Genomic DNA, 22,441 nt, shown 5'->3' on the forward strand with positions numbered 1-22,441 from the left:
CCGGTTCGCTTGCGTCAGTGAATACTGACTACATAAAAACGCACAGGCAAATGCCCGCGCCAGCGTAAAAATTACAACGTATACTTCAAGGCCAGATTCACGATTCGCCCTTCGAGTGGTGCCCATACCGGGCGGAACGTGGGCTGGGTAACGGGGCCGCTGACGACGGTTTCGTAATTGGCCTGTTTGATATTGAAGAGGTTTTCGGCGTTCAGCACGAGTCGCCAGTGTTCGTTGTAATGGTATTCGGCGGCTCCCGCAAAGAACCAGTAATTCGATACTTTCTGGTTGTTATAGAGATACTGCGAACCTACGTAAGCCGCTTCTATGCCGAACCGAAAATGCTCCGGCTCCCAGGCAACCGTGGTCGAAAATTTGTCCTGAGGAGCCAGCGGCAGGTAGGTGTTGTCAGCTAGTCCATCCCGCCGGGAGAGGGTGTGGTTGTAGCCCAGATAGAGTTCATAATCTTTGTACTCCAGCCGTACATAGGTGTCGGTGCCCAGGCTAAGCAGGTTATAAGGTGCGTTGATCAGCTGCGTATAAGCTCCCAGATTACTCGATGTGCTGGCGAAGGCCGATACCACCGGCGAGTTGACATAGGTATAGTAAAACGCCTGGTCGACCTGCACCGATAGCCCGCTCTCGAAGGTTCTTAAATACGCAATATCCATATTTGCCCCCACCGACCGCTCGGCTTTCACATTGGCCACATCGATGGGCAGCAGGCGCGGAAAAATCAGGCTGACATTCAATGCGCCGGGCGTCTGGTTGACAAACAGATTGGGCGTTTTATACCCAGTGCCAACGCTCAGTCGGACTGTCCATGGCTCCGATGGTTTCAGCTTAACCGAAAGGCGGGGCAGCAGGAAGTTACCGAACGTGTTGTGATGATCCAGCCGAAGGCCCGCCTGTACCGCTACTGTTGAGCCCACCTGCCAGTCGTCCTGCACGAACCCGCCGATGGTCTGGTACGTATAATCGACCAGCCGGGTACTGTCCGGATTTTTGCGGAAAGCCTCAACGGTTAGGTTCGCGCCAACGATGAGCTGGTGTTTACCGAATCGCTTCAGGTTGTTGCCTTCCAGATAGAGTGACGACTGTTTTCCGTCGGAAAGCTTCTGGTAATCCGTGTTTTGCCGATGGAACGTACTCAGGGCACCTTTGAGTGTGATGGCGTTGGTTTCGGACGTGTTGTGGCTGGCGTCAAAATCGACCGTATGCCGTCGCAGGTCGGTGATGTTGCGGTAGGCATTTAGTTGAGTACCTTCCAGCGCGGCCAAATACCCCCCCTCACGGTGTTCGTCGGTGAACGAATACCCGATGTTCATCCGGGTATGATCGGTAGGGTTGTAGAAGAACTTTGGGTGAAAATTGACCTGCTTTATTTCCGGGCTGTCTGTGTAGCCATCGCCCGTTACGTCAACGGCTTGCTGGTTGGTGTAACCTGCAAACAGCGTCAGTCCGGTTTTGCCGTAGCGTTGCGAATAGTAGGCGTTGCTGTTACTTTCTTTCAAGCCCGACCGGTTGATCAGGGCCGTAAACGTGGGTTTGTCGGACGTAGGTGATTTGGAGACGATGTTGATCATGCCCCCAATGGCCCCGCCACCATACAGCGTCGACACGGAGCCTTTTACTACCTCCACCTGTTTCAAGTCCAGGGGTGGAATCTGCAAGACGCCGAGGTTGCCCGAAAAGCCTTCGTAGAGCGGTAGGCCGTCGCGCAGAATCTGCGTGTATTTCGGGTCGAGCCCCTGCATCCGAATGGCCTGGTTGCCGTTGACGGCCGATGTTCGCTGGATGTGGATAATGGAAATATCGCCCAGAATGCTGCTCACGTTGCCCGGCACGACCGCGCTTTCTTCGTCCATGTCCTCCTGCCCCAGCACTTCTACCTTGATGGGTAAATCGTCGATTCGGGAGTTGGTTCGAGTAGCGGTTACGGTCACTTCATCGAGGGATTCATCCTGGCTATGAAGTCGGAAAACCAGTGTATCGGAAGCTGTATTGATGGAGAACGATTCGGTTTCATAGCCGATGGCGCTCACGGTCAGTGTTTTTATCCCGGCTGGTAAATTGCTGAGCCGGGTTATGCCATTCGCATCGGTGACGTTGCCGATTACGGGCTTTCCGGGTGTACGAACCGTAGCCGCAATAACGGGGGCATGAGTCAGGCTATCTTCAACTCGAATCAAAAGACTGGTTTGTCCGAAGGAAGCAAGGGTACTAAAAAGTAGTAATCCAATGGAGAAGAGATAGTTCATTGCAGTGAATTTGACCGCAAGTTTCGGAGGGAATTATGAAGAGAATTTGAAGAAAGCTTACCGGATTGGCAATTCTATCCGAAAGGAATGTTCCCGTCTGTCTTTATCGTAAGTATAAGCTAATGGCAGGCCATAGCGGTCGCAAATTTGTTTGACCAGCGCCAGACCCAATCCCGTGGAATCGGGCCGGGTCGGATTTTTGACGAACCGGTCGAATAACTGATGCTCGGGAAAGGGTAACGTCTCGCCGGTGTTTGTGATGTTTAGCGAATGGGTCGTCAACTCTATCCGGACCACACTTTTCCGTTTCGCATCAGTGCCTCCGCTGTGCCGCACGGCGTTCTTCAGGAGATTTGTGAGTAGGACGCGTGCCAGTTGTCGGTTCATATGCAGCGTGATCGCGGGAGCGATGGCTCGTTCAACCACCAATTGCCGGTGTTCAAAAAATGGCTCGTACTCATCCGCACATTGGGTCAGCAACTTGCTCATGTCAACCGATTCGTCGTTGTTAAACTGGTTGTTTTCTACCTGCGCGAGTAAGAGTAATGAACGAGTGAGCTGGCTCAGCCGTCCCAGTGCGTCGGTGGCGCGTTGCAGGTGATGGTAGTCGGCTTCCGTCAGGTGATCGGACTGAAGGAGGAAGTCCAGCTCGGCCGATGCAACCGCCAATGGGGTTTGTAATTCGTGTGAGGCATTCTCGGTAAACTGTTTTTGAAGGGAAAACTGACGGCGCAGTTTCTGCGTCAGTTCCCTCAGCGAACGGTTGAGGAGCCCGAATTCCCGAATATTACTGTCGGGAAATACCGGTTCGCTGCCGGTATCGAGCCGAACGGCACCAAGTTGGTTGATGGTGGCGTAAAATGGATGCCACAAGCGGCTTGATAAGCCGACCCCGATCGTGACGGACAAGCCCATCAGCAGTAAAAAACCGACGATAACGCCTACCGAGATTTCGCGCGATAGCTCGTTGAATTCATAGTAGGGCTGCTGAATAGTGATCAGATACAATTGCTTCTGTATCAGAACTGTTTGCTGGAGCTGCCGAATCGGAATAGGTTCATTATGATTCAGCGAGTCAGGTACGGTTATGTCTGTAAAGGTGGGCTTTAAGGGGGTATTTACCCGGTAAATGCGCGGGTTATTATCATAGTCGGTTAGTGTTGACGTTGGCTGATGACGCAGCTTATGAATCGTCTGGTTGACCTGCGTCATTAGAATTTCATCGACTTCGTGACGGATCTTCCGATGGATAAGCGTATAAAAGCCTACAGACCCCACCAGGGCAATGGCAAAGGCCGTACTAATTAAATAGCGGGCTGTCTGGCTAAGCAGGCTCATGGCAGTCGGGTCGAAAAAATATAACCAGCTCCGTATCGGGTTTGAATGTAATCGGGGCATCCGGCCGTTATGAGCTTACGGCGCAGGTTTTTGACGTGCGTATACAGGAACTCGTGCGAGTCGGCGGCATCCATGGCATCGCCCCACACGTGCTCGGCAATGGCCGATTTAGATAGCAGCCGATTGGCATTGGTAACCAAAAACAAGAGCAACTCGTATTCTTTGCCCGTTAGTTTAATGTCGATTCCCTCAATCGTTACCCGTTGCTGATCGGGCCAAAGGGTGAGCACTCCGGCAATTACCTGTGACTGCCCGTTAAACAGGCGTCTGCGCAGCACCGAACGCAACCGGGCGTTGAGTTCGGGCAGGTGAAAGGGTTTGGTCAGGTAGTCGTCGGCGCCGGCATCCAGACCGGTGAGTTTGTCGGCGAGGGCGTCTTTTGCCGTTACGACGATGATACCCGCCGTCGATTCCCGCTTTTTAATCGCTCTGACCAGATCGAGCCCGTTGCCGTCGGGCAGCATCAGGTCGACCACTACGCAATCGTAATCGTAATCATTTATTTTTTCGGCGGCCTGCGCATGCGTACCGACCGTCGTGACGGCGTATCCTTCACTTTCCAGATAATGTTGCACCGCCGTTTGTAAAGCAGGCTCGTCTTCGATCAGGAGAATTTTCATTCCAAAATGGATAATGAATCCTGTAGAATGTAAAACAGGATGCTGTTCATTCTGCATTTTACATTCTACAGGATTCATTTACCTCTTTATTGACTCCACTCGGTTGGTGTTCGGTCCCAACGGTGGCCTTTTAATTCCTGCAACAACTCGGGCGATAGCGGGCCTTTGTCGCTCACGGCGGTGTTGGCTTCTACATTGCGGATCTGGCGCATTCCCGGAATGGTCGTATGCACATCCAGATTGCTCAGAATGAAGCGGAGGGCCATTTCGGGCATGGTCATACCGTCCGAAAGGAGCGGCTTCAGGGCATCGGCATGGTCGACACTGCTATTGAGGTTTTCGGGAACGAAGTACGTCGACCGCCAGTCGTTGGCCGGGAAGGTCGTTTCTTTGGTGAAGGTTCCCGTCAATGTACCTTCGTCGAAGGGTACACGGGCAATGATGCCCACGTTCATCTCGCGGCAGAGCGGAAACAGATTGTCTTCCGGATTCTGGTCGAAGATGTTGTAAATGACCTGCACGGCGTCGATCAGTCCTGTACGAATGGTGTTGAGGCTGTTGTCTGGCTCCCACCGGTTCACCGACAGGCCCCACGCCCGCACTTTACCCTGTTCACTGAGCTTCATAATGGCTTCTTTCCATTCGTCCTGATCGGCCCAGCTATCTTCCCAGACGTGAAACTGCTGGAGGTCGATGGTGTCTACGCCGAGGTTCTTCAGGCTTTTTTCGGTGTATTCAACGATGTAATCGGCCGGGAAAACGTCTTCCAGTTTGGAACCTGCTTTGGAGGGCCACTGCCGGTTTTTAGGTGGAATTTTGGTTGCTCCGTACAATCGCTTGTCGGGGTTGTTTTTTAGCAGTTGGTTGAGGATCTCTTCACTAACGCCATCGGCATAAGCCCAGGCGGTATCGAAGAAGTTGCAGCCCAGTTCTACGGAGCGCTGGAGTGCGCGTAGTACTTCTTCTTTATCGGACCCGGTCCAGCCAGCCAGGCCCCACATGCCATAGCCGATTTCAGAGATGTTCCAGCCTGTCCGGCCAAATGTGCGATACTTCATAATAAGGGTTTTGTTTAAACAAAGGGCGTTAGGCCGTAGCGATGGTCCGGGGTTTTGGCGCCAGGACCTCCGCATTATAAAAGGAGTTTCAGCGTCTGTATACCCCACTGGCGCGCCAATTTATGGCTAATCTGTTTTTACGGGTTTAAGTTGCCATTAATTTTTCGGCGTATCCCTTCTCGTAGTACCGGTACATTGAAATTAATAAGTAACCCTAATCTCTTGTCTGCCAAACGCAGATAGGTAACGGTTTGTACTTCATGAAGAGGTAATAGCTTTTCAACCGCTTTTAACTCAAGAACGATTACATCTTCAACAACTAAATCCATAAAGAATGTTTTATTCGTTTCCCTGCCCTCATAAACAACTGGAATTTCTACCTGTCGTTCAACAAATAGCCCCGTGCTACGTAATTCGTATATGGGACATTCTTCATGAACGCTTTCCGCAGGTTCTGGCCCACGTTCACTATGTACTTCGATACAAGCACCAATGATTCTGGTAATCAATGTAGTATAAGCAGGCTCATTCATCGGTACGGTAGTTTCCTGACTTCATAGACATTAAAATTGAACACAGAGCCGCGGAGAGCCCGGCGTTTTTCTTTTCTCTGTGTTCAATAAATTTATGGCGAGTAGTTAGACGTTACAGAGGTACAGAAATTACTAAAGACTGGTAAATAAGAACCTTTGTATTCAAACCATAGATTTATGCTCGTTCGCATTGTTCGCATGACGTTTCAGGAAGATAAGCTGCTTGACTTTCACACCATTTTTGACCGATCCAAGCACCACATTCGAGCTTTCCCCGGAAACCACCACCTCGAACTCCTGCGCGATGCCGATCAGCCAAACGTGCGGATAACCTACAGCCTGTGGGAGTCGGCCGAGGCTCTGGAAGCCTATCGGCAAAGTGAGTTGTTTCGCACAACATGGGCCGCAACCAAAGTGCTGTTTACCGAACGAGCGATGGCGTTTTCGGGCGAAAAGCTGGAAGAGATAACCGGTTGATTCAGTGAGTAAAATCGCTTAGATTGTGCCTTCTGCACACGAACCGATCAATCCTTTACCATACATGAATCGTCAGCTTTCTTTCGTTTGGTTGACTACCTGTCTGCTGACCTGGCTGGCGACGATCACGTATGCGCAAACCACTGTACTTACGGGCTATGTAACCGATGCCAGTACCGGTAAGCCCATGCCGTTCGCCAACGTTTACCTCAATGGCAGCACCCGTGGTACAACCACGAATGAACAAGGGTATTATTCACTAACGGGCGTGCCGCTGGGGACGGTCGAAGTCGTCGCGTCCTTTATCGGTTACCAGCCCAGCCGACGTACGTTTCGGATTGACAATAGCCCCGATAATAGAGTCAGTTTCCGGCTTAAACCCAGCGATCAAACCTTGGCCACCGTTACGGTTCGGGGGAATCCTAAAAAATGGCAGCAGCACCTGCGGCAGTTTAAACGGCAACTGTTGGGTGAGCCCTTTGGCGGTCAGTGCCAGATACTAAACGTCGATGCCCTGAGCTTTCACGAAGAAGACAGCCACCTGAAAGCCACCGCCAGCGAACCCCTCATTATTGAAAATCAGGCGCTGGGGTATAAAATCTGGTACGACCTGCTGTATTTTGACGGTACCTCGCAGAAAGTGTATTATGCCGGAGCTACCCGGTTTGAAGAACTCAAACCAGCCGACGAGCGACAGGCGAACCGGTTTCAGCGCAACCGGATGCGGGCTTACCAGGGCTCTACCCGGCATTTGATGGCTAGCCTGATCGACAGCACCTACGAGAAAGAAGGCTTTCTGGTGTATCAGGAAGATCAACTGGTACCCATCGCCAAAACCCGGGAGAACCGAACGACCTTGTACGGCTCCGTAAACGGTCGGTTGAAACCACTACGCATTAAAGAACTGATTCAGCCGGGGCGATTACCCAGTGAACGACGTCTGGTGTCAGTCAGGCCGCTGGTGGTATTTTACACCAATGCCCAGTCGAACTACTCCCCCTATTTCGATGCGCGTTATGCCTACACGCAAATCACGCTACCCGCCGGACAGCTCGAAATGACGGTGGACGGAACGGTTACGCTGCCCTTTGGTGTCGAAATTCAGGGATCGCTGGCCGACGATCGTGTATCGACCATGCTTCCTGCCGACTGGTCTCCTAATTCGGCCGATGCCGAGTCTGTGAAGACCAACGTTCCCGTTGCTATGCAGGGGAAGCTGATGCCGCCCGATGCCCGGATGAATCGGATTGCAACCGCCTTCAACGACCGGTTTCAGGCACTGGCCCCGGTTGTATTTGTACATACCGACAAGCCCCTCTACGCTACCGGCGACCGCGTCTGGCTGAGCGCGTACCTGCTCGATGCGGGCACTAACCGCCGTCCGCTGGGCGAGACGGCGGTTCATGCCGACTTGCTGACGGCCTCTGGTAAACTTATTCAGCACCAATGGCTGAAGGTGGAGGATGGTCGGGCTGTTGGTAATTTCCGGTTGTCGGACTCGCTGGCGTCGGGAACGTACCGGTTGAGGGCCTACACGGATGAAGATGACGGCCAGCACCGACCTGCTTTTGACCGGTCGATTGCCGTGTATAATATTCTTCAGGGAACGGGTACAATGCGTAAATCCAGCCCAGTCGATACATCGCTACAGTCAATTGATATTCAGGTGTTACCGGAAGGTGGGCGCTGGCTGGTGGGGTTGCCCACCCGACTGGGAATCAAAATTGTTCAGCCTAATGGACACGGGCTATCGCTGCCGGGCCGGATCGTAAACGAGGAAGGGACGGAAATTAGCCGGTTTGCGACCAGCGCGTTGGGTATGAGCAGCGTGGTTGTAACACCCCAAAAGGGCCGTAAATATTATGCCGAAGTGCAGCACAAGGGGCAGCAGCAACTGGTTCCACTTCCTGCCGCAGAGCTGGAGGGATTGATGCTGGCAGCTGATGTGGTTAGCGATACAAGTCGGCTGGCAATCACGGTCCTCGGGACCAGCCGCCCGGCAAAAGACTCGGTTTATGTGTTGATTCAGCAACAGGGCCGATTGGTGGAGCAGCGGAAAGTGCTGCTCGAAAACGGCGTAGCGCGGGTAAGTCTGCCGAGCGCGTCGCTGCCGTCGGGCCTCAATCAGATTACCCTTTACGATGCCACCGCGCGCCCACAGGCCGAACGGCTGGTGTTCTTGCCCGAGCGTGTGCCGCCTATCAAAGTAATTGTGGGGATCAACAAAACACGCTACCAACCGCGTGAGAAGGTGATCATGAGTGTTAACCTGAATGATGATGGCTTGCCCACTGTGGCCGGATTGTCGGCTTCTATCACCGACATTGGACAGGTGCCGGACGATTCCGCAGAGGCAACCATCCGTACCCACTTGCTCCTCACCGGCGAACTGCGCGGACGCGTTGAACAACCTAATCGGTACGTTACCGACAACGCTCCCGCAACCCGTCGGGCGCTCGATGATCTGCTGTTGACCCAGGGCTGGCGACGCGTAAGCGGTACACCATCTACCGAATTGCTTGGGGGCGTCTCTGTGATGGGGCGGGTGCTCAACGCCAGAAACCAGCCTATGCCGGGCGCACAGGTTATTCTGGCCTCTACTGCTGCGGGGCAGTCGTTTGTCCGGTCGGCGGGGGCCGACGGGCGGGGTCGGTTTCGGCTGGCCGGTTTCTCCATTGCCGATACGCTTAAGCTAATAGCTCAGATCGCCGATCGTCAGTTGAAAACTATTCCCGGTAGAGACGCCCACCTGGTTCTGGAAGGCCCTGGAATGGGTTGGCTGCCGGATACAGCACGAGCGTTACCGGATTGGGTGAGCCTGCGGGCGCAACTGGATGCGGCTCGTACCCGTCAGGAAGGAGATGCAGAACTTTACCGGGATAAACGAGTAAAACTACTGAAAGAGGTGACTGTTCGGGGCCGACGAACCGATGATCGTCCGGAGGATATTCAACGGTCCAGCCTGCACAAAGAAGCCGATGCGGTACTTCTTTTCGATGATAAGTCACCCCGGTTTTTCAACCTTTACGAAATGATACGAGGCCGGGTGGCGGGGGTTACGGTAGCCCAGTCAACGACGTCGCTTACAGGTTCCTATCAGGTCATCATACGAGGAATCGGCAGCCTCAAGAGCAGTACGCAGCCGTTATTTCTGATGGATGGCATGCCCATTGATGATGCTGACGGCACCGCACTCCTCTCCTTCAATCCCGCCGATATTGAGCGGATCGAAGTACTGAAAAATGGGGGTACAGCGGGTATTTATGGCGTTCGGGGCGGCAATGGAGTCATTGCTTTCTATTCCAGACGTTTCCGGCCGGGGCAGTCGGCCGCCGATGATGAAAAAGCGGGTACGAAGCCGTTAGAAGTCATTGGCTTCCCATCCGTTCAGCGGGAGTTTTACGTACCTCGTTACGAAACGGCTGCTACCGACCGACCCGGCGAAGGACAACCGGAAGTGTCGGAGCGTATCGACCGGCGAGATGTGTTGTACTGGAAGCCGGTCATGCAAACCGACGGCCAGGGTCACAGCCAACTGGTCTTTCCGCTATCCGATGTAGTGCGGACACTGCGCGTAGTGATACAGGGCGTCACGGCCGACGGACGACCGGTAGTGGGCGTACAGCATATTCGTGTCCAGTAGCGCCCGTTTGTAATTCCTCTTCATTTAGTTAGCCCAAGTGGGGGCTGGTGTGTTCGCATCGAAAAGCTCGTCGATGTAGTACACTCTGCGTGGGCGCTTGTCGCATTCATCACCGCCAATCGGATACTGGCAAGTCGCATAGATGGCCACATTATTAGGGTTCATGATGCTGGCAAATGCGCCGATGGGAAACTTATCGGTTTTATGACCCCGCTTCAGCAGGCAGTGAGCGAGTTCATGGAACACCAGGCACTCCCGTTCTGGCTGACTGGCCCGCTGCCAGCAAAAATCATCGTTATTCAGCGTAATGCGCGGTGTTTTGCCACTTTCCAGTAAACACTCACCGCATATGTCTTCGCCGAGTGCTGTTCCAAACGTAATAATCAGGTTATCTGTCGAAACCGATATGTTTCGCTTGCGGGCTTCATCTCGAAACGACTGAACAAATGGCTCCACATCGGCCGGGACGCTGTATTGTATAGGCTCCGGTTGCGCAGTAGGTTGCTGGCAACCTGTCAGGCATACGATAATGAGGAATATGACCGGTGAAGTGGGGCGCATATACTAAGGAGTACGCTGGCGCGAGTATTTACTCGTGCCTGTTTATTTAGCAATCATTCGCTTGCGTCAGTGAATACTGACCTCATGAAAAGGCACGAGCCAATGCTCGCGCCAGCTTCCCCGTCAGCTCTTTCGTTTCCAGGCCAGCCATGCCACTACGGCCAGGCAAGCGCCGAACCAGGCGAAGGGTAATCGTAAGTCGATCAGCGATAAACCGCCAAAGACAACGGTGGTCACAAAACTGGCTACGCCCTGTAAAGCCTGGTTGATACCGAAAATTTCGCCCCGGTCTTCGTCCGATGTCAATTGGGCCATCAAGCCTTCGATAAGTCCCTGAATGAGCGATAACGTCAGACAGTCGATCGTGACAAGAATATACAGCCACAGGACTGATGTTCCGACAAGTCCATAGCCGCCAAGTATGGGTGCCCCCAGCAGCGCGAGCCAGAAAATACCCCGTCGCTGGTTGATGCGGTCGGCGATGTAGCCGTAAAAGACGTAGCTGATCACCACACTCAGCCCGCCGAAATACATGAAAAAATACGAAATGGCTTTGGCGTCCATTTGCAAGGCTCCGAAGCTGGCGAAGGTGACAAAGTAAAAATAGTAGCCCGTGCTGAATGTTAGCGCCAGCTGCATCAATACCAGTATTTTCAGGCCTTTATATTGCCGGTCTTTGGCTAAAAGGCGCGTCCAGAGGGTATGTACGTCGAGTGAGTTGGCCAGTTCTGTTTTCAGGGCGGCTGTGGTAATGCCCGGCGGGTTCGGGTGGGTTTCGCGCAGTGTCCAGCTCAGGATCATGTTCACACTCGACAGGGTTACCGCCATAATGGCCACCACCCGCGCCTGATCGCCCTGCACAACGTCGAAGGTCGTCAGTAACAAGCCCGATACCGCCGGACCGATCACGAACCCCAACGATATAATCGCCCCTTCGATGCCCAGATTCTTAAACAGATTTTCTTTGGGAGAAATATCCGTAATCGCTGACCGCACCGTGGCATACATCCCGTTCGTGGTGCCATCGCTCACCCGATTGGCAAAGTAATACCCGACGCGAACCGGCAGCAGCAGGCAGTCGGCCAGAAAGGTACCAATGGCGGAAACAATGAAAATCGGTCGGCGGCCGTACCCGTCGGAGAGTTTGCCCAGCAGCGGAGCCGAAAATAGTTGCATACCCAGGAACAGCGCCGTACCAACAGCAAGCCACAGTTGGGGCCGTTCGAGCCCTTTAACAAATTCCGGCAGAATAGGCCCAACTGCCGAACCGACAATGACATCAATAAAAATGATGGCGTAAATATGAAGCAGTTGACGGTTGGCCACAAGATAGGGTTTCGATAGGGTACAAAGTTACCCTACCATGCGTTCATACACCTTGTTCGTGTTATGGAATAATTATAGCTCCTAAGGACAAAAACGATAAGCTATCCAGTAGGACGGAGAGGAGGAACATTTGGGTAGAAAACGCAAGGGGCGTTTAAAACGTCATGACATAAAACTGGCTGGTAAACGACTGCCCAAACTCCTCCATCTCCCGCTGGTACGTGGGCGTAAAACCATAGCGTTCATAAAACTGCATCAGTTTGGGCCTTGAGGCATCGGTTTCGAGTTGCAGCGTTTTGATGCCGCGTTTCAGGCACTCCTCCCGGCAGAAGTCGATGATAGCGGCAAACAGGTTTTGCCCGTTGAATGGTCGGCGGATGGCCAGTTTGTGGATGAATCCCGAGGTGTTGGGCGGTACATCGGGCCAGTAGAGCGGGTCGGTCCATTGTAGGATAAAGACCGCAGCCGGTTCGGGGCCGGCCCCCTCTTCACGGTCGGCGTACAGTACAAAGAGGTTGTCCTTTGTGTGTTCGTCAAGCAGATTGTCGGCCGTGAGGGTATCGACTTTCCAGAGTTCGCGGTCGTTGTCAGCGAGCCACTGACCCACTTCCCGGAGGATAGTCAGGGCAAGCTCGGGCTGGTTGTTTCGGAAGGTAATGGTCATGGTATGATCGGTAAGGGAGTATGTGTTGTGATTCTGGGGGTTTGTATTGTGCTGTATATGGTTAGGGCGGGCTTATATCTGTAGTCTGAGCATGTCTATCGGCCACGCATCTCCGTACGCTGCGCATCTCCGTACGCTGCGCATCTCCGTACGCTGCGCATACGGTTATTCACAGTCAACACCTTCGGCGTTGTTAGGTGAATAGGTATTTTTCGTCGTAGGGTACACCGTGTTCATCGAGTAAGGCTTTATATTCATCGTTGAAGGTGACTTTTCTGTGGTGCTCTTTCTGCTTTTTGATGTAATTGATGACACGGTCGCGCTCTTTGATCGAGTAGGTAAAGGCACCATAGCCTTCAGCCCACCCTTCGAAATCAGGGAATAGACCGCTCGCTTTCATCCAGAGTGAACTGGATACTTTAATGTCTTTAACGAAATCGGCTAAGGCCACCGACGGATGCAAATCACTTAGAATATGGATGTGATCTTCTACACCGTTTATTCGAAACAGGTTACCTTTCTTGTTTTTTATGACGCCCCAAATGTATTGATAGAGGTCTTCACAATGGGCATTGTCTATTGTAGGGTTTCGATATTTTGTTCCGAAAACGATATGGTAAAGAATCTGTCGATAGCTCATAGCCTGTAAGGTAGGCATAAATAGGGTTTTAGTAAATTGATTTTTTATTTAGGTATATCTATTGTGGGTGCATGTAGTTGGACGGTCCTGTTCGGATCCTAGCCCCGCAGTGTATGTCCCTAGGTGTGTGTCCCGCACTGCGTACCCCGCACTGCGTACCCCCGCACTGCGTACCCCCGCACTGCGTACCCCCGCACTGCGTACGGGGTTATCCACAGTCAACACCTTCGGCGTTGTGGACGCTCAACGCCGAAGGTGTTGACTGTGGATAACCCCAGGTGTAGCCTGGGGAGATGGTGTAGTCTGGGGAGATGGTGTAGTCTGGGGCCGGTGTCGCCAGTCTGTACAGCGGGCATATGCGCTACGGCTTACTCAGCCCAGATCCGTCACTGACTACCTTGCTCAGTACCGATACGCCATTTTCGTCGAACGCTTCGATGGCGAAGTAATACGGAACGTCGACGTTCAGAGCGCGGAGTTCGAAGGTGTTGGGTTCGTCATTCCAGAACTGGTAGTTCTGATACAGTTTGTCGGGCGCAATACCCCAGCGGATGTTGTACCCCACGGCTCCGGGCACTTTGCTCCACGAAAGGTTGGCGTTGCGCTGGTCTTTCTGCCGTTTGGCCGTGAGGGTGGCGGGGGTAGCGGGCACTTTCCCCAGCCCGTTGCCAAATACCCGGAAGGCGTTGATAGCCAGATGCGACCCCGCAACATACACGTGCTCATACCGCACATAGCGTGCCCGGGCGGGTTTGTCCAACGGCACATAGGCACAGGCGCGGTCACGTTTGGGCTCTTTTGTTAAGTCAGCCACCACAGTCCATTTCTTGTTATCCGTAGATGTCAGGATTTTGAATTGGGTGTACACCGTCGAGTCGGAGTCGTAAATGGTTTGTTTATAGTCGATGTAATCCACCTGCACCGCCCGCACGTCCCGCTCGGTGCCCAAATCGAGGGTGAGGGTTTCGCCGGGTTTGTTCTGACCGGCTACCCAGAAGGTGCGCGGATTTTCATCGGTGGTTCTGTCTGCCGATAAGGTGTCGGTTGGTGCAGCTCTGAGTGTCGATGAAGCCACGACTGGTTTGCGGTAGGAGAGGAGCATCCAGCCCGTGAACAGTTCGTCAGTGTTCAGGCCGTTCTGGGTAGAAACACTCTTGTCGGGCAGGTAATGCGGAAAATCGCCGAAACGGGTATTGGCAAACATCTGGTCGTCTTTGTCGAAACCAGCAGGATTCATCACAATCCGACGCTCCATTCCCCAGTTATAGCCAATCCAGGTGGTGCCCGTATTCCAGTAGTTGCCAAAGTTATCCTGAAAGGTGTTGCCGTGGCCGCAGCCCGTGGCAAAGCCCCCTGGCTTGTACGCTACTGGATTGTAAGGCGCGTACTCGAAAGGCCCCAGCGGATCTTTACCTACGTAGGTGCCATTACCATAGACATTGTATTCCGTACCGGGCGCACCGTATTGCAGGTAGTATTTGCCGTTGTGTTTGGTCATCCAGGCCCCTTCCGTGAACGGTTTGAAGGGGTCGGAGTGGTTCGGGCCGAAACGCTCCCAGCCGTGCTTGTAGGGATCGAGCCAGAACATGGCTTTGTAGGAAGCGGCCGGATTAGTACCCGCATAGGTCAGGTTTCGGCTTTTGTCCAGTTCAGCACCAAACAGCGGATACACGTTCGAGGAGCCCCAGTACATATACCATTTGTCGGTATCGTCGTCGTGGAAGAGTGCCGGGTCCCATGGGCCAATGTCTTTGGGTAGACGAGGCAACCAGCGGTTAAAAAATTTGAGTTTCCCTTTTTCCGGTTCGGTGGAGTAAAAAATAGGGCGCTGCTCAAAGGTCGACTGAAACAGGTACAGCGTATCGCGAACAGAAAGGGCTGCCGGAGCGCACATATCTTCCATGGGCCACTTGTCGGGCACGATATACTGCCAGTTGACCATATCTTTCGAGTGCCACCAGCCGCCCTGAATCGTGACGAACAGGTAGTATTCTTTCTTATGGTTGATGATAACGGGGTCGGCCCCGGACCGGTAGGAAATCTTCTCGTTCAACTGCTCGAAGTTATACCGATAGCTGATGTCCATCGGATTACAATAAGTCAACTTCGGCTTTTGCTGAGCTATGGCTGGAGCGTAACCGCCAACTAAAGAGCCGGTTATGAGTAAGGATAAGGTCAGGAGACGCACGGCGTTGTTAGGTTTAATACCGGTATTTAACATTTGGACAGGCTCACAAGTTAAGCACCTATGACTGATATAAACAAAACTCTCCTGCAATCGCTGGGCAGCGGACTCGCCGGTGCCTGTGCCCTAACGGCCCTCCACGAAACGGTTCGCCAGTTCGTTCCCCAAGCACCCCGCGCCGATATTCTGGGGATGCGGGCTATTAAAAAAGTAATGGAAAGTGCCGACGAAGACCCCCCCGCCGACGATGAACTTCACGACTGGGCGCTGGGTGGCGATATTGTTTCCAACGCTATATATTATAGCCTGATCGGGCTGGCCAAGCCCAAGGATGCCCTGCTCACCGGAGCGGCTTTGGGTGTCGCTGCGGGCGTTGGCGCAGTAGCCCTCCCCGGTCCTATGGGGTTGGGAACCGCACCCAGCAGCCGTACCACAGCAACTGCCGCCATGACTGTGGGCTGGTATCTGGTAGGTGGGCTGGTAACGGCGGGTGTCTTCTCGCTGCTTAAACGTTATTGATAGCGTAAAAGCCCTACCGGCTTTACGATCATCGTTCATTCAGTAAGGTTTGCCTGCTGCCAGCTTCTCGGGCCACCAGGTAAGCACAGGCAAATGCCAACGGGCTTTAACGAAGTGGGTACGGGCTTTCCGTTTCCCACTTCGTTAAAGCCCGTTGGTATATAAGTCGGGTGCCGTGACGTTAAATTGTCATGAGTACGGATAGCGATTGAGCCAATTTCTGTATCTTTCCTCATGATTGCTGCAACTCCGCTACCACCTTACTACGCCGTAATTTTCACCTCTGTCCGTACCGATTTCAATGACGGTTATAGCGACATGGCTACGCGTATGGTCGAGCTGGCGCATGAACAGCCGGGTTTTCTCGGTGTCGAATCGGCTCGTGTGGAAATTGGCATTACCGTATCGTATTGGGAAACGCCGGAGTCTATCCGGGCTTGGAAAGAAAAAGCCGAACACCAGATAGCCCAGCAGATAGGTCGCCAACGCTGGTATGAAAGCTATAAAGTCCGGGTCTGCAAAGTAGAGCGCGACTATGGCTTCGAGTTGTGAGACCTTACTCTCGCTTAACCTCAGCGTTTACCTGTAATCCGGTAAATCGTCTTTGTTAACAGACTTCAGCCTGACATTCGTCTTTGGTTGTCGTTTCGGTTTCCAGCGTGGCGTGGCTGATTTTTCGATGTTCGAGCCGGTGTCGGGCATCGTTTTTAAGCGCCGTGATTTGCGGATCGGAGAGGCCGGGTTCCAGCACCAGGTGGGCGGTGAGAGCATTTTCGGTCGTGCTCATGGCCCAGATATGTACATGGTGCACATCCCGTACGCCCGTTACGGCCCGAAGGTCGGTGAGCACGTCGTTGAGATTAATGTCCGTTGGGACGCCGTCCATCGACAGCCGTAGACTATCGTTCAGCAAGCGCCAGGTCGAACCAAGGATCACGGCGGCTACAACCAGTCCGATGACGGGGTCGAGCCAGACCCAGCCGGTATAACTAATAACGATACCGGCCACAACAACACCGAGTGACACCAGTGCATCGGCGGCCAGATGCAGGTACGCCCCTTTAATATTCAAGTCGTGGTCTTTATCGCGAAAAAACAGCAGCGCCGATGCTGCGTTCACCAGAATGCCGAACCCGGCAACCCACGCGACCGGGCCACCCGCTACCGGTTCGGGGTGTTGAAAGCGCTGAATACTCTCCCATAAGATGGCCCCAATCGTAATCAACAGAATGACAGCGTTGGTGAGTGATGCCAGCACGGTACTCTTCCGGTAGCCGTACGTAAAACTTGGCGTCTGGCGAACGCGCGCCAGCCGGAACGCCAGCAAGGACAGCAGCAGACCGGCAATGTCGCTAAGATTATGACCTGCGTCGGCAATGAGACCCAGCGAGTTATAGTAAAACCCCATGCTGAACTCGACCACTACATAGAGCGTGTTCAGAACTGCTCCAATGATTAGTGCCCGGTTTACCGAAGTGAGAACAGTAGGCCCGTGGTGATGCCCTGCGTGGTCTTCATGTGTGTGCTCGTGTGCCATTCGTTCGTAGCCGTCGAAGTTGGTTTGGTGCGTCTGTAAAGAACAACTGATTTAAGCGTGAGGTGGTTGCGCTATAAACGGGTAGCAGGTCGTCAAAAGCACAAAAAAGATATATGTTAAAAAATGCATTTATGCAAAAAATTAATGTAGCGTATTGCCTTATAATAAGTAACGGATAAAAAAAAAGACTTAAGGTTATCCGGAATGGGCACGATTTAGTTATAAAGTCTGTATGATTACCAATTACCTTCCGGCAAGTAGCCTGGAAGACTTAATTTACCTACCATCATGGACTTTAGCGGACCTTACGACGAACAACTTGCTGCCCACTACCGGCAGTCTCTACTAACACCTTTGTTAGCAGGTTGGGAGTTCAGACAACGGCCTACGCTGGAAACCGGTCATATTGGATGGCAACTGTTGGCGAAAAAGCAGGACTGGGTATTGACGGCACCCATCCGACACGATTTGCTGAGCGATGAATGGGCGATTGTCGTTACAGACGCCGAACAGATTATACAGTATGTAAATCCCCTGTTTGAAAAAATGACGGGCTATACAAATCCGGAAACGATAGGCCGTCGACCGCATTTTTTGCAGGGGGAAGGTACTTCGCTGCTGGCCCGGCAACGCATGCGGAAAGCCATTCAGAAAAAACGGACAGTGAGCGAATTACTCCTCAACTACCGGAAAGATCAAACGGCCTACTGGTGTAACGTTGTGATTCGCCCGATTGCCAATCACCAGAAAGAAATTGTCAACTTCATCGCGTTCGAGAAGGAAGTGCAACTGGACGAGCTGGTCACCAACCAATAGCCTACTTTTTTGGTAGAAACTTTCGTGTCGGATATGCAGGAGTCATGCTAATCGTGTTCTACTTTTGTGCAGGACATGAAAAATGCGCTGATTTATATTCTCCTGCTTGCTACGCTGCTACCAACCGTCAGCCAGTGGGGGACTATTGCGTACTACAATGTCAACAAAGCTTACATTGCCCGTGTCCTCTGCGAGAATCGCGATAAGCCCCAGCTTCATTGCGATGGCCAGTGCTATCTGGCCAAACAATTAAAAGCCCAGCAGGATCGGCAGGATAAGGAAACCACCGAGCGGGTTCAGAACACACCCGTTCTTCAACTGTTCTGCCAAGACAGACTGTCGTTCGAGTTCGGTCAGCCGTTGAGCTGGCGAATTGCTGATGCTTTTTTTGCTTACTGTTTCCCTTCGTATACAGCCCCGGTTATCGGTCTGCTGCAACCTCCTCAGGTATAGAGACGCCACCCGGCGATTTGTGGATTACTGTTTTGAGTCACTCAAAACAGCAAGGCTTCAAGGCTTCATGATGAAGCTTTGCCAATGTGTTGATCCCATTTTCTGACCTGACTATTCATAATGAACATATACAAACTGTTCATAGCCTCTTTCGTATGGGCTATGACGTCAGTCTGCGCGTTGGCGCAGCGCGTTGAGTATGGGCTTGTTTTCGATGCCCAGACAAATGAACCATTACCCGGCGTAACGCTCGGATTTCCTGCCGGGAAGGGCGCAACCACCGATGCCTCCGGGCAATTTCCTCTGGTCGGCAACCTCACCCGTATCACGGTATCGGCGGTTGGATACCGTCGGCGGGAGGTCGTTTTAATTCCCGGTCGGCCCGTTCGTATTGCGCTCGAACCTGCCGTCGAAGATCTGCAAACGGTGGTGGTAACCGGTAACCGGGAGGCCGCCCTGCGCACCGAAACGCCCATCGCGATCTCGAAACTATCGGCCAGACTCATTAACGAAACCAAGCCCACGAGCATCTACGAAGTCATTAACAAAACGCCGGGGGTGCTCATGGTCAATCTGAATAATGAGCAGCACATGATGGCCATCCGCCAGCCCATGACCACTAATGCGTACTTTCTGTACCTGGAAGATGGCGTGCCTGTTCGGCCTATGGGGGTGTTCAATCATAACGCGCTGCTGGAGATGAACCAGTTTACGGTAAGCTCCATCGAAGTGGTGAAAGGGCCGGTATCCTCCATGTATGGCCCCGAAGCCGTGGGCGGGGCCGTGAACTTTATCACCCAGCGCCCAACGGCTGTGCCAACCGCCCGTGCAGGTATTCAGGTCGACCAGTGGGGGTATCAGCGTATACAGGTTGGCGCGGGTGGGCGGCAGGGTAAGTTCGGGATATACGTGGGTGCACTACTGTCGCGGCAGCGCAATTCCTGGCTGGCGAGTTCCAATTACGATAAATCGTCTTACTTCACCCGACTCGAATACGCTTTTTCGCCGAATACGCGGCTGACGGGCACCGTTTCGTATAACGATTACAACTCACAAACGAGCGGAAGCGTGGACAGTACGGCCTTTTTTGCCCGGCAGTACGTGAGTACAACGGATTTTACCTACCGAAAAACGGTTTCGTTCCGCAGCCGCCTGACACTCGAACACAGTTGGAAAAACGGGTCGGAGTCGTTCATAACCGGGTTTGCCCGTAACAACAGCGTTGGGCAAAACCCGGCCTATTCGATTCGCTGGACAACCGGTTCGCCAACCGCCACGGGACAAATTAACAGCAACGACTTCAGTAGTTACGGCATCATTGCCCAGCATACGCAAAAGCTGTCTTTCCTGAACAGCAAACTCATCGTAGGCACCACGATCGACCTCTCGCCGAACACGTATTACGCTTACCAGACCGACCTGACGGCCGAATTGCGAGCCGATAAAAAGTCGGTGGTCAAGTATACACAGGTCAGGGAGCAGCCTGAAAATCAGCTGGCAAACTATTCGGCCCATATTCATAACGTAGCGGCTTACGGGCAATATGATTTTGAGCCATTACCGAAATTGCGGGTGTCGGCGGGAGTTCGTTACGACCGCATGGCCTTCGATTACACCAACGCCCTGGACCGGAGTTCGGGCGGGAAAGCCTACAGCCAGGTGACGCCTAAGCTCGGTGCGACCTACGACCTGGGCGGGGGTAAGGGCTTGTACGCCAACGTGTCGAAAGGGTTTTCGCCCCCGGCCCTTACGTCTATTTTCCTGAAACGAACGACGCCCACCGCTACCGGCGAGCTATTCTATTACAACCTGAAGCCAGCCCGGTTTAACAATGTAGAGGTAGGTGGCTGGGCTTCGCTGCTGGGCAATAAGCTTTATATCGACGGGGCGCTGTACCAGATGAACGGCACCAACGAACTGCTGAACATCCGCCAGCCCGACAATTCGACGGATTACCAATCGGCGGGAAAAACGCTGCACCGGGGCGTTGAACTGGGCATCACCTACCGACCGTCGAAGCAGGTCTTTTTCCGATTTGGGGGCACTCATGCCGTGCATCAGTTTGTCGAGTTTACCCTTAGCCAGCGGGTGTCCGATGCTGTGCAGAATGTGAACGGGAACGATATGCCCTCGGCCCCACGCACCCTGTGGAATACAGAGGTCAGCTATTACCCGGTCTGGCTGAAAAACTTTCGGACGTCCGTAGAATGGCAGCACGTGGCGGGCTGGTATCAGAACCAGATCAATACCATTCGGTACGGGGGCTACGATGTTGCCAATATCCGGGCGGGTTACGAGTGGAAAGGGATTGAGGTATTCACAAACGTCATGAACGTGACCAATGCGCTCTTCGCCACCAATGCCACACGGGGTAACAACGCCACCGACCGCACCACCTATACACCAGCCGCCCCGCGTACGGTAGTGGTAGGTGTTCAGTACACGTTTTCCGGTAACTAAATTTTTAACCTGTGTAGAGACGCGACCGCACCGGCGGCCCGGACTTCGCGTCTCTACACATTAAACCTATCAAAATGACACAGTTAACATCAATCCTGACCCTGTTTCTGGTAAGTCTGCTAACCACCGATACGCCAATTTCCAATCCGCAGTTTACCGGGGCCGTTCCCCGTCTGACGACCGATGCACAGGGAAACCCACTGATTAGCTGGGTAGAAAAGATCAGCGAAAAAGAAACGGCGTTTTACTTCGCTCAAGCCGCGGATGGACAAACCTTCGGGCCGGGAATCAGGGTAAAAGCCCCCGCCGGGATTTCCAGTCATGCCGAAGGAATGCCTAAACTGGCCGTAAAGACCGATGGAACATTGGTGGCCGTTTACGAAGTGCCGAACCCAACCCCCGAATCGCGCTTTGCCGGTGATCTGTTGTACACCATGTCAGCAGACAACGGCCAGCACTGGACCGACCCAGCTCCCGTTTATCAGACGCTGAAGCCCGGTACGAGCCATTCCTATGGCGATATCACGCGGCTGCCCAATGGCGAAATCGGGCTCGTATACCTGGATGAAAAGCTACCCGGTCGGGAAGGGCGACCGGTCATGTTTGCCCAGACAACAAACGGGAAAGGCTTTGGCCCGGCGGTGCTGGTCGACGATAACGCCTGCCAGTGCTGCCGGACCAATGTGTTTGTCGACGCCCAAAAAGCGATTCACCTGACCTACCGCGACCTGATCCTGTCCAACAAAAAAGACGAACCAGCCTCGCGCGACATCAGTACGGCTCTTTCGACCAATGGCGGTAAAACCTTTGGTAAACCGCAGCGTGTGTATGCCGACAACTGGCAGGTAAACGCCTGTCCGCACGCGGGTCCCGCCGTCGCTCAGGTTGGTAATGAGCTACTCATGACCTGGTTTTCGGGTAAGGAAGAAGCCGTTGGGCTTCGCCTGGCCCGGCTCGGTTCGGATGGGCTCGTATCGAGCGTGCTTTCGAACCGGGCGAAGCATCCGCAACTGGCAACGCTCGGCAACCAACTGCTATGGGTCTGGGATGAGGCTGTTTCACGGGACGGTTCCGGTGAGATGGGCTCTTTTGTCCAGCGAATCGCTATGCGCACCGTCCAAAATGGCGTGACCGGTCCAACAACGTACCTAACCCCCGACACGATCAACGCGGCCTACCCGGCGGTGCTGGCTACGAAAAACGGGATATTGCTTGCCTATGAACAAACCATCGGCAACCAGAAGCCGACCATTGTGGTGCGGTCGTTGCCAGCGTTGTGAATCCGGCACG

19 protein-coding genes are annotated in these 22,441 nt (G+C 53.3%); 8 read left to right on the forward strand and 11 right to left on the reverse strand.

The window, feature by feature from the left end; translation table 11 throughout:
- Nucleotides 1–71 precede the first annotated feature (71 nt).
- The 5 genes from ACYVJM_RS13370 to ACYVJM_RS13390 all read right to left on the reverse strand — a co-directional run bounded on the left by ACYVJM_RS13370 (nt 72) and on the right by ACYVJM_RS13390 (nt 5,870).
- Nucleotides 72–2,261 carry a TonB-dependent receptor gene (locus tag ACYVJM_RS13370; RefSeq protein ID WP_461148746.1) on the reverse strand — a complete coding sequence of 730 codons (2,190 nt, stop codon included), beginning with the start codon at nt 2,259–2,261 and terminating at the stop codon, nt 72–74.
- Between the two features lie 57 nt (nt 2,262–2,318).
- Complete coding sequence (locus ACYVJM_RS13375; protein ID WP_461148747.1) at nt 2,319–3,599, reverse strand: sensor histidine kinase; 1,281 nt, start codon at nt 3,597–3,599, stop codon at nt 2,319–2,321.
- Nucleotides 3,596–4,279: a response regulator transcription factor gene (locus tag ACYVJM_RS13380; RefSeq protein WP_461148748.1), complete on the reverse strand. Its 684-nt coding sequence runs from the start codon at nt 4,277–4,279 to the stop codon at nt 3,596–3,598. Before ACYVJM_RS13380 ends, ACYVJM_RS13375 begins: the two co-directional genes overlap by 4 nt.
- A gap of 86 nt (nt 4,280–4,365) precedes the next feature.
- On the reverse strand, nt 4,366–5,337 hold the full coding sequence (locus tag ACYVJM_RS13385) for an aldo/keto reductase (protein ID WP_461148749.1): 972 nt from the start codon (nt 5,335–5,337) through the stop codon (nt 4,366–4,368).
- A gap of 137 nt (nt 5,338–5,474) precedes the next feature.
- Entirely contained in the window at nt 5,475–5,870 is a 396-nt protein-coding gene (locus ACYVJM_RS13390) for a GxxExxY protein (protein ID WP_461148750.1), read from the reverse strand.
- A 177-nt stretch (nt 5,871–6,047) separates the two neighbouring features.
- Between ACYVJM_RS13390 and ACYVJM_RS13395 the strand changes: the two genes are divergently transcribed.
- Both ACYVJM_RS13395 and ACYVJM_RS13400 read left to right on the forward strand, forming a co-directional pair.
- Nucleotides 6,048–6,347 (forward strand): putative quinol monooxygenase, encoded by a 300-nt coding sequence (locus ACYVJM_RS13395; protein WP_461148751.1) that lies wholly within the window; start codon nt 6,048–6,050, stop codon nt 6,345–6,347.
- A gap of 64 nt (nt 6,348–6,411) precedes the next feature.
- Complete coding sequence (locus tag ACYVJM_RS13400; protein WP_461148752.1) at nt 6,412–9,990, forward strand: carboxypeptidase regulatory-like domain-containing protein; 3,579 nt, start codon at nt 6,412–6,414, stop codon at nt 9,988–9,990.
- A gap of 24 nt (nt 9,991–10,014) precedes the next feature.
- On the opposite strand, the gene ACYVJM_RS13405 is transcribed toward ACYVJM_RS13400, so the two are convergent.
- From ACYVJM_RS13405 to ACYVJM_RS13425, 5 genes are all read right to left on the reverse strand, one after another.
- Nucleotides 10,015–10,551 (reverse strand): hypothetical protein, encoded by a 537-nt coding sequence (locus ACYVJM_RS13405; RefSeq protein ID WP_461148753.1) that lies wholly within the window; start codon nt 10,549–10,551, stop codon nt 10,015–10,017.
- A 123-nt stretch (nt 10,552–10,674) separates the two neighbouring features.
- Nucleotides 10,675–11,877: an MFS transporter gene (locus tag ACYVJM_RS13410; RefSeq protein WP_461148754.1), complete on the reverse strand. Its 1,203-nt coding sequence runs from the start codon at nt 11,875–11,877 to the stop codon at nt 10,675–10,677.
- 154 nt (nt 11,878–12,031) lie between these two features.
- Nucleotides 12,032–12,541 (reverse strand): GNAT family N-acetyltransferase, encoded by a 510-nt coding sequence (locus tag ACYVJM_RS13415; protein ID WP_461148755.1) that lies wholly within the window; start codon nt 12,539–12,541, stop codon nt 12,032–12,034.
- 193 nt (nt 12,542–12,734) lie between these two features.
- Nucleotides 12,735–13,181: an IS200/IS605 family transposase gene (gene tnpA, locus ACYVJM_RS13420; RefSeq protein ID WP_461149222.1), complete on the reverse strand. Its 447-nt coding sequence runs from the start codon at nt 13,179–13,181 to the stop codon at nt 12,735–12,737.
- Between the two features lie 361 nt (nt 13,182–13,542).
- Nucleotides 13,543–15,402, reverse strand: a complete 1,860-nt coding sequence (locus ACYVJM_RS13425) for a family 43 glycosylhydrolase (RefSeq protein ID WP_461148756.1) — start codon at nt 15,400–15,402, stop codon at nt 13,543–13,545.
- A 27-nt stretch (nt 15,403–15,429) separates the two neighbouring features.
- Here ACYVJM_RS13425 and ACYVJM_RS13430 point away from each other — a divergent pair, with 27 nt between their 5' ends.
- Nucleotides 15,430–15,885 carry a hypothetical protein gene (locus ACYVJM_RS13430; RefSeq protein ID WP_461148757.1) on the forward strand — a complete coding sequence of 152 codons (456 nt, stop codon included), beginning with the start codon at nt 15,430–15,432 and terminating at the stop codon, nt 15,883–15,885.
- A gap of 234 nt (nt 15,886–16,119) precedes the next feature.
- Nucleotides 16,120–16,437 carry an antibiotic biosynthesis monooxygenase family protein gene (locus tag ACYVJM_RS13435; protein ID WP_461148758.1) on the forward strand — a complete coding sequence of 106 codons (318 nt, stop codon included), beginning with the start codon at nt 16,120–16,122 and terminating at the stop codon, nt 16,435–16,437.
- Nucleotides 16,438–16,492: 55 nt separating this feature from the next.
- Here the strand turns inward: ACYVJM_RS13435 and ACYVJM_RS13440 are convergent, their stop codons facing one another.
- On the reverse strand, nt 16,493–17,422 hold the full coding sequence (locus tag ACYVJM_RS13440) for a cation diffusion facilitator family transporter (RefSeq protein WP_461148759.1): 930 nt from the start codon (nt 17,420–17,422) through the stop codon (nt 16,493–16,495).
- Nucleotides 17,423–17,710: 288 nt separating this feature from the next.
- Between ACYVJM_RS13440 and ACYVJM_RS13445 the strand changes: the two genes are divergently transcribed.
- From ACYVJM_RS13445 to ACYVJM_RS13460, 4 genes are all read left to right on the forward strand, one after another.
- On the forward strand, nt 17,711–18,238 hold the full coding sequence (locus ACYVJM_RS13445; RefSeq protein WP_461148760.1) for a PAS domain-containing protein: 528 nt from the start codon (nt 17,711–17,713) through the stop codon (nt 18,236–18,238).
- A 75-nt stretch (nt 18,239–18,313) separates the two neighbouring features.
- Nucleotides 18,314–18,691, forward strand: a complete 378-nt coding sequence (locus ACYVJM_RS13450) for a hypothetical protein (protein ID WP_461148761.1) — start codon at nt 18,314–18,316, stop codon at nt 18,689–18,691.
- 120 nt (nt 18,692–18,811) lie between these two features.
- Entirely contained in the window at nt 18,812–21,151 is a 2,340-nt protein-coding gene (locus ACYVJM_RS13455; protein WP_461148762.1) for a TonB-dependent receptor, read from the forward strand.
- A 74-nt stretch (nt 21,152–21,225) separates the two neighbouring features.
- Nucleotides 21,226–22,431 carry a sialidase family protein gene (locus ACYVJM_RS13460; RefSeq protein ID WP_461148763.1) on the forward strand — a complete coding sequence of 402 codons (1,206 nt, stop codon included), beginning with the start codon at nt 21,226–21,228 and terminating at the stop codon, nt 22,429–22,431.
- Nucleotides 22,432–22,441: the final 10 nt, after the last annotated feature.

Source organism: Spirosoma pulveris, from assembly GCF_054781875.1.

Excerpts from the sequence above, each read along its gene's own strand:
- ACYVJM_RS13430 (WP_461148757.1), top strand. The coding sequence starts at position 15,430 with ATGACTGATATAAACAAAACTCTCCTGCAATCGCTGGGCAGCGGACTC.
- tnpA (WP_461149222.1), bottom strand. The coding sequence starts at position 13,181 with ATGAGCTATCGACAGATTCTTTACCATATCGTTTTCGGAACAAAATAT.
- ACYVJM_RS13425 (WP_461148756.1), bottom strand. The coding sequence starts at position 15,402 with ATGTTAAATACCGGTATTAAACCTAACAACGCCGTGCGTCTCCTGACC.
- ACYVJM_RS13445 (WP_461148760.1), top strand. The coding sequence starts at position 17,711 with ATGGACTTTAGCGGACCTTACGACGAACAACTTGCTGCCCACTACCGG.
- ACYVJM_RS13460 (WP_461148763.1), top strand. The coding sequence starts at position 21,226 with ATGACACAGTTAACATCAATCCTGACCCTGTTTCTGGTAAGTCTGCTA.
- ACYVJM_RS13405 (WP_461148753.1), bottom strand. The coding sequence starts at position 10,551 with ATGCGCCCCACTTCACCGGTCATATTCCTCATTATCGTATGCCTGACA.
- ACYVJM_RS13435 (WP_461148758.1), top strand. The coding sequence starts at position 16,120 with ATGATTGCTGCAACTCCGCTACCACCTTACTACGCCGTAATTTTCACC.
- ACYVJM_RS13440 (WP_461148759.1), bottom strand. The coding sequence starts at position 17,422 with ATGGCACACGAGCACACACATGAAGACCACGCAGGGCATCACCACGGG.
- ACYVJM_RS13370 (WP_461148746.1), bottom strand. The coding sequence starts at position 2,261 with ATGAACTATCTCTTCTCCATTGGATTACTACTTTTTAGTACCCTTGCT.
- ACYVJM_RS13390 (WP_461148750.1), bottom strand. The coding sequence starts at position 5,870 with ATGAATGAGCCTGCTTATACTACATTGATTACCAGAATCATTGGTGCT.
- ACYVJM_RS13395 (WP_461148751.1), top strand. The coding sequence starts at position 6,048 with ATGCTCGTTCGCATTGTTCGCATGACGTTTCAGGAAGATAAGCTGCTT.
- ACYVJM_RS13450 (WP_461148761.1), top strand. The coding sequence starts at position 18,314 with ATGAAAAATGCGCTGATTTATATTCTCCTGCTTGCTACGCTGCTACCA.
- ACYVJM_RS13375 (WP_461148747.1), bottom strand. The coding sequence starts at position 3,599 with ATGAGCCTGCTTAGCCAGACAGCCCGCTATTTAATTAGTACGGCCTTT.
- ACYVJM_RS13380 (WP_461148748.1), bottom strand. The coding sequence starts at position 4,279 with ATGAAAATTCTCCTGATCGAAGACGAGCCTGCTTTACAAACGGCGGTG.
- ACYVJM_RS13455 (WP_461148762.1), top strand. The coding sequence starts at position 18,812 with ATGAACATATACAAACTGTTCATAGCCTCTTTCGTATGGGCTATGACG.
- ACYVJM_RS13400 (WP_461148752.1), top strand. The coding sequence starts at position 6,412 with ATGAATCGTCAGCTTTCTTTCGTTTGGTTGACTACCTGTCTGCTGACC.
- ACYVJM_RS13415 (WP_461148755.1), bottom strand. The coding sequence starts at position 12,541 with ATGACCATTACCTTCCGAAACAACCAGCCCGAGCTTGCCCTGACTATC.
- ACYVJM_RS13385 (WP_461148749.1), bottom strand. The coding sequence starts at position 5,337 with ATGAAGTATCGCACATTTGGCCGGACAGGCTGGAACATCTCTGAAATC.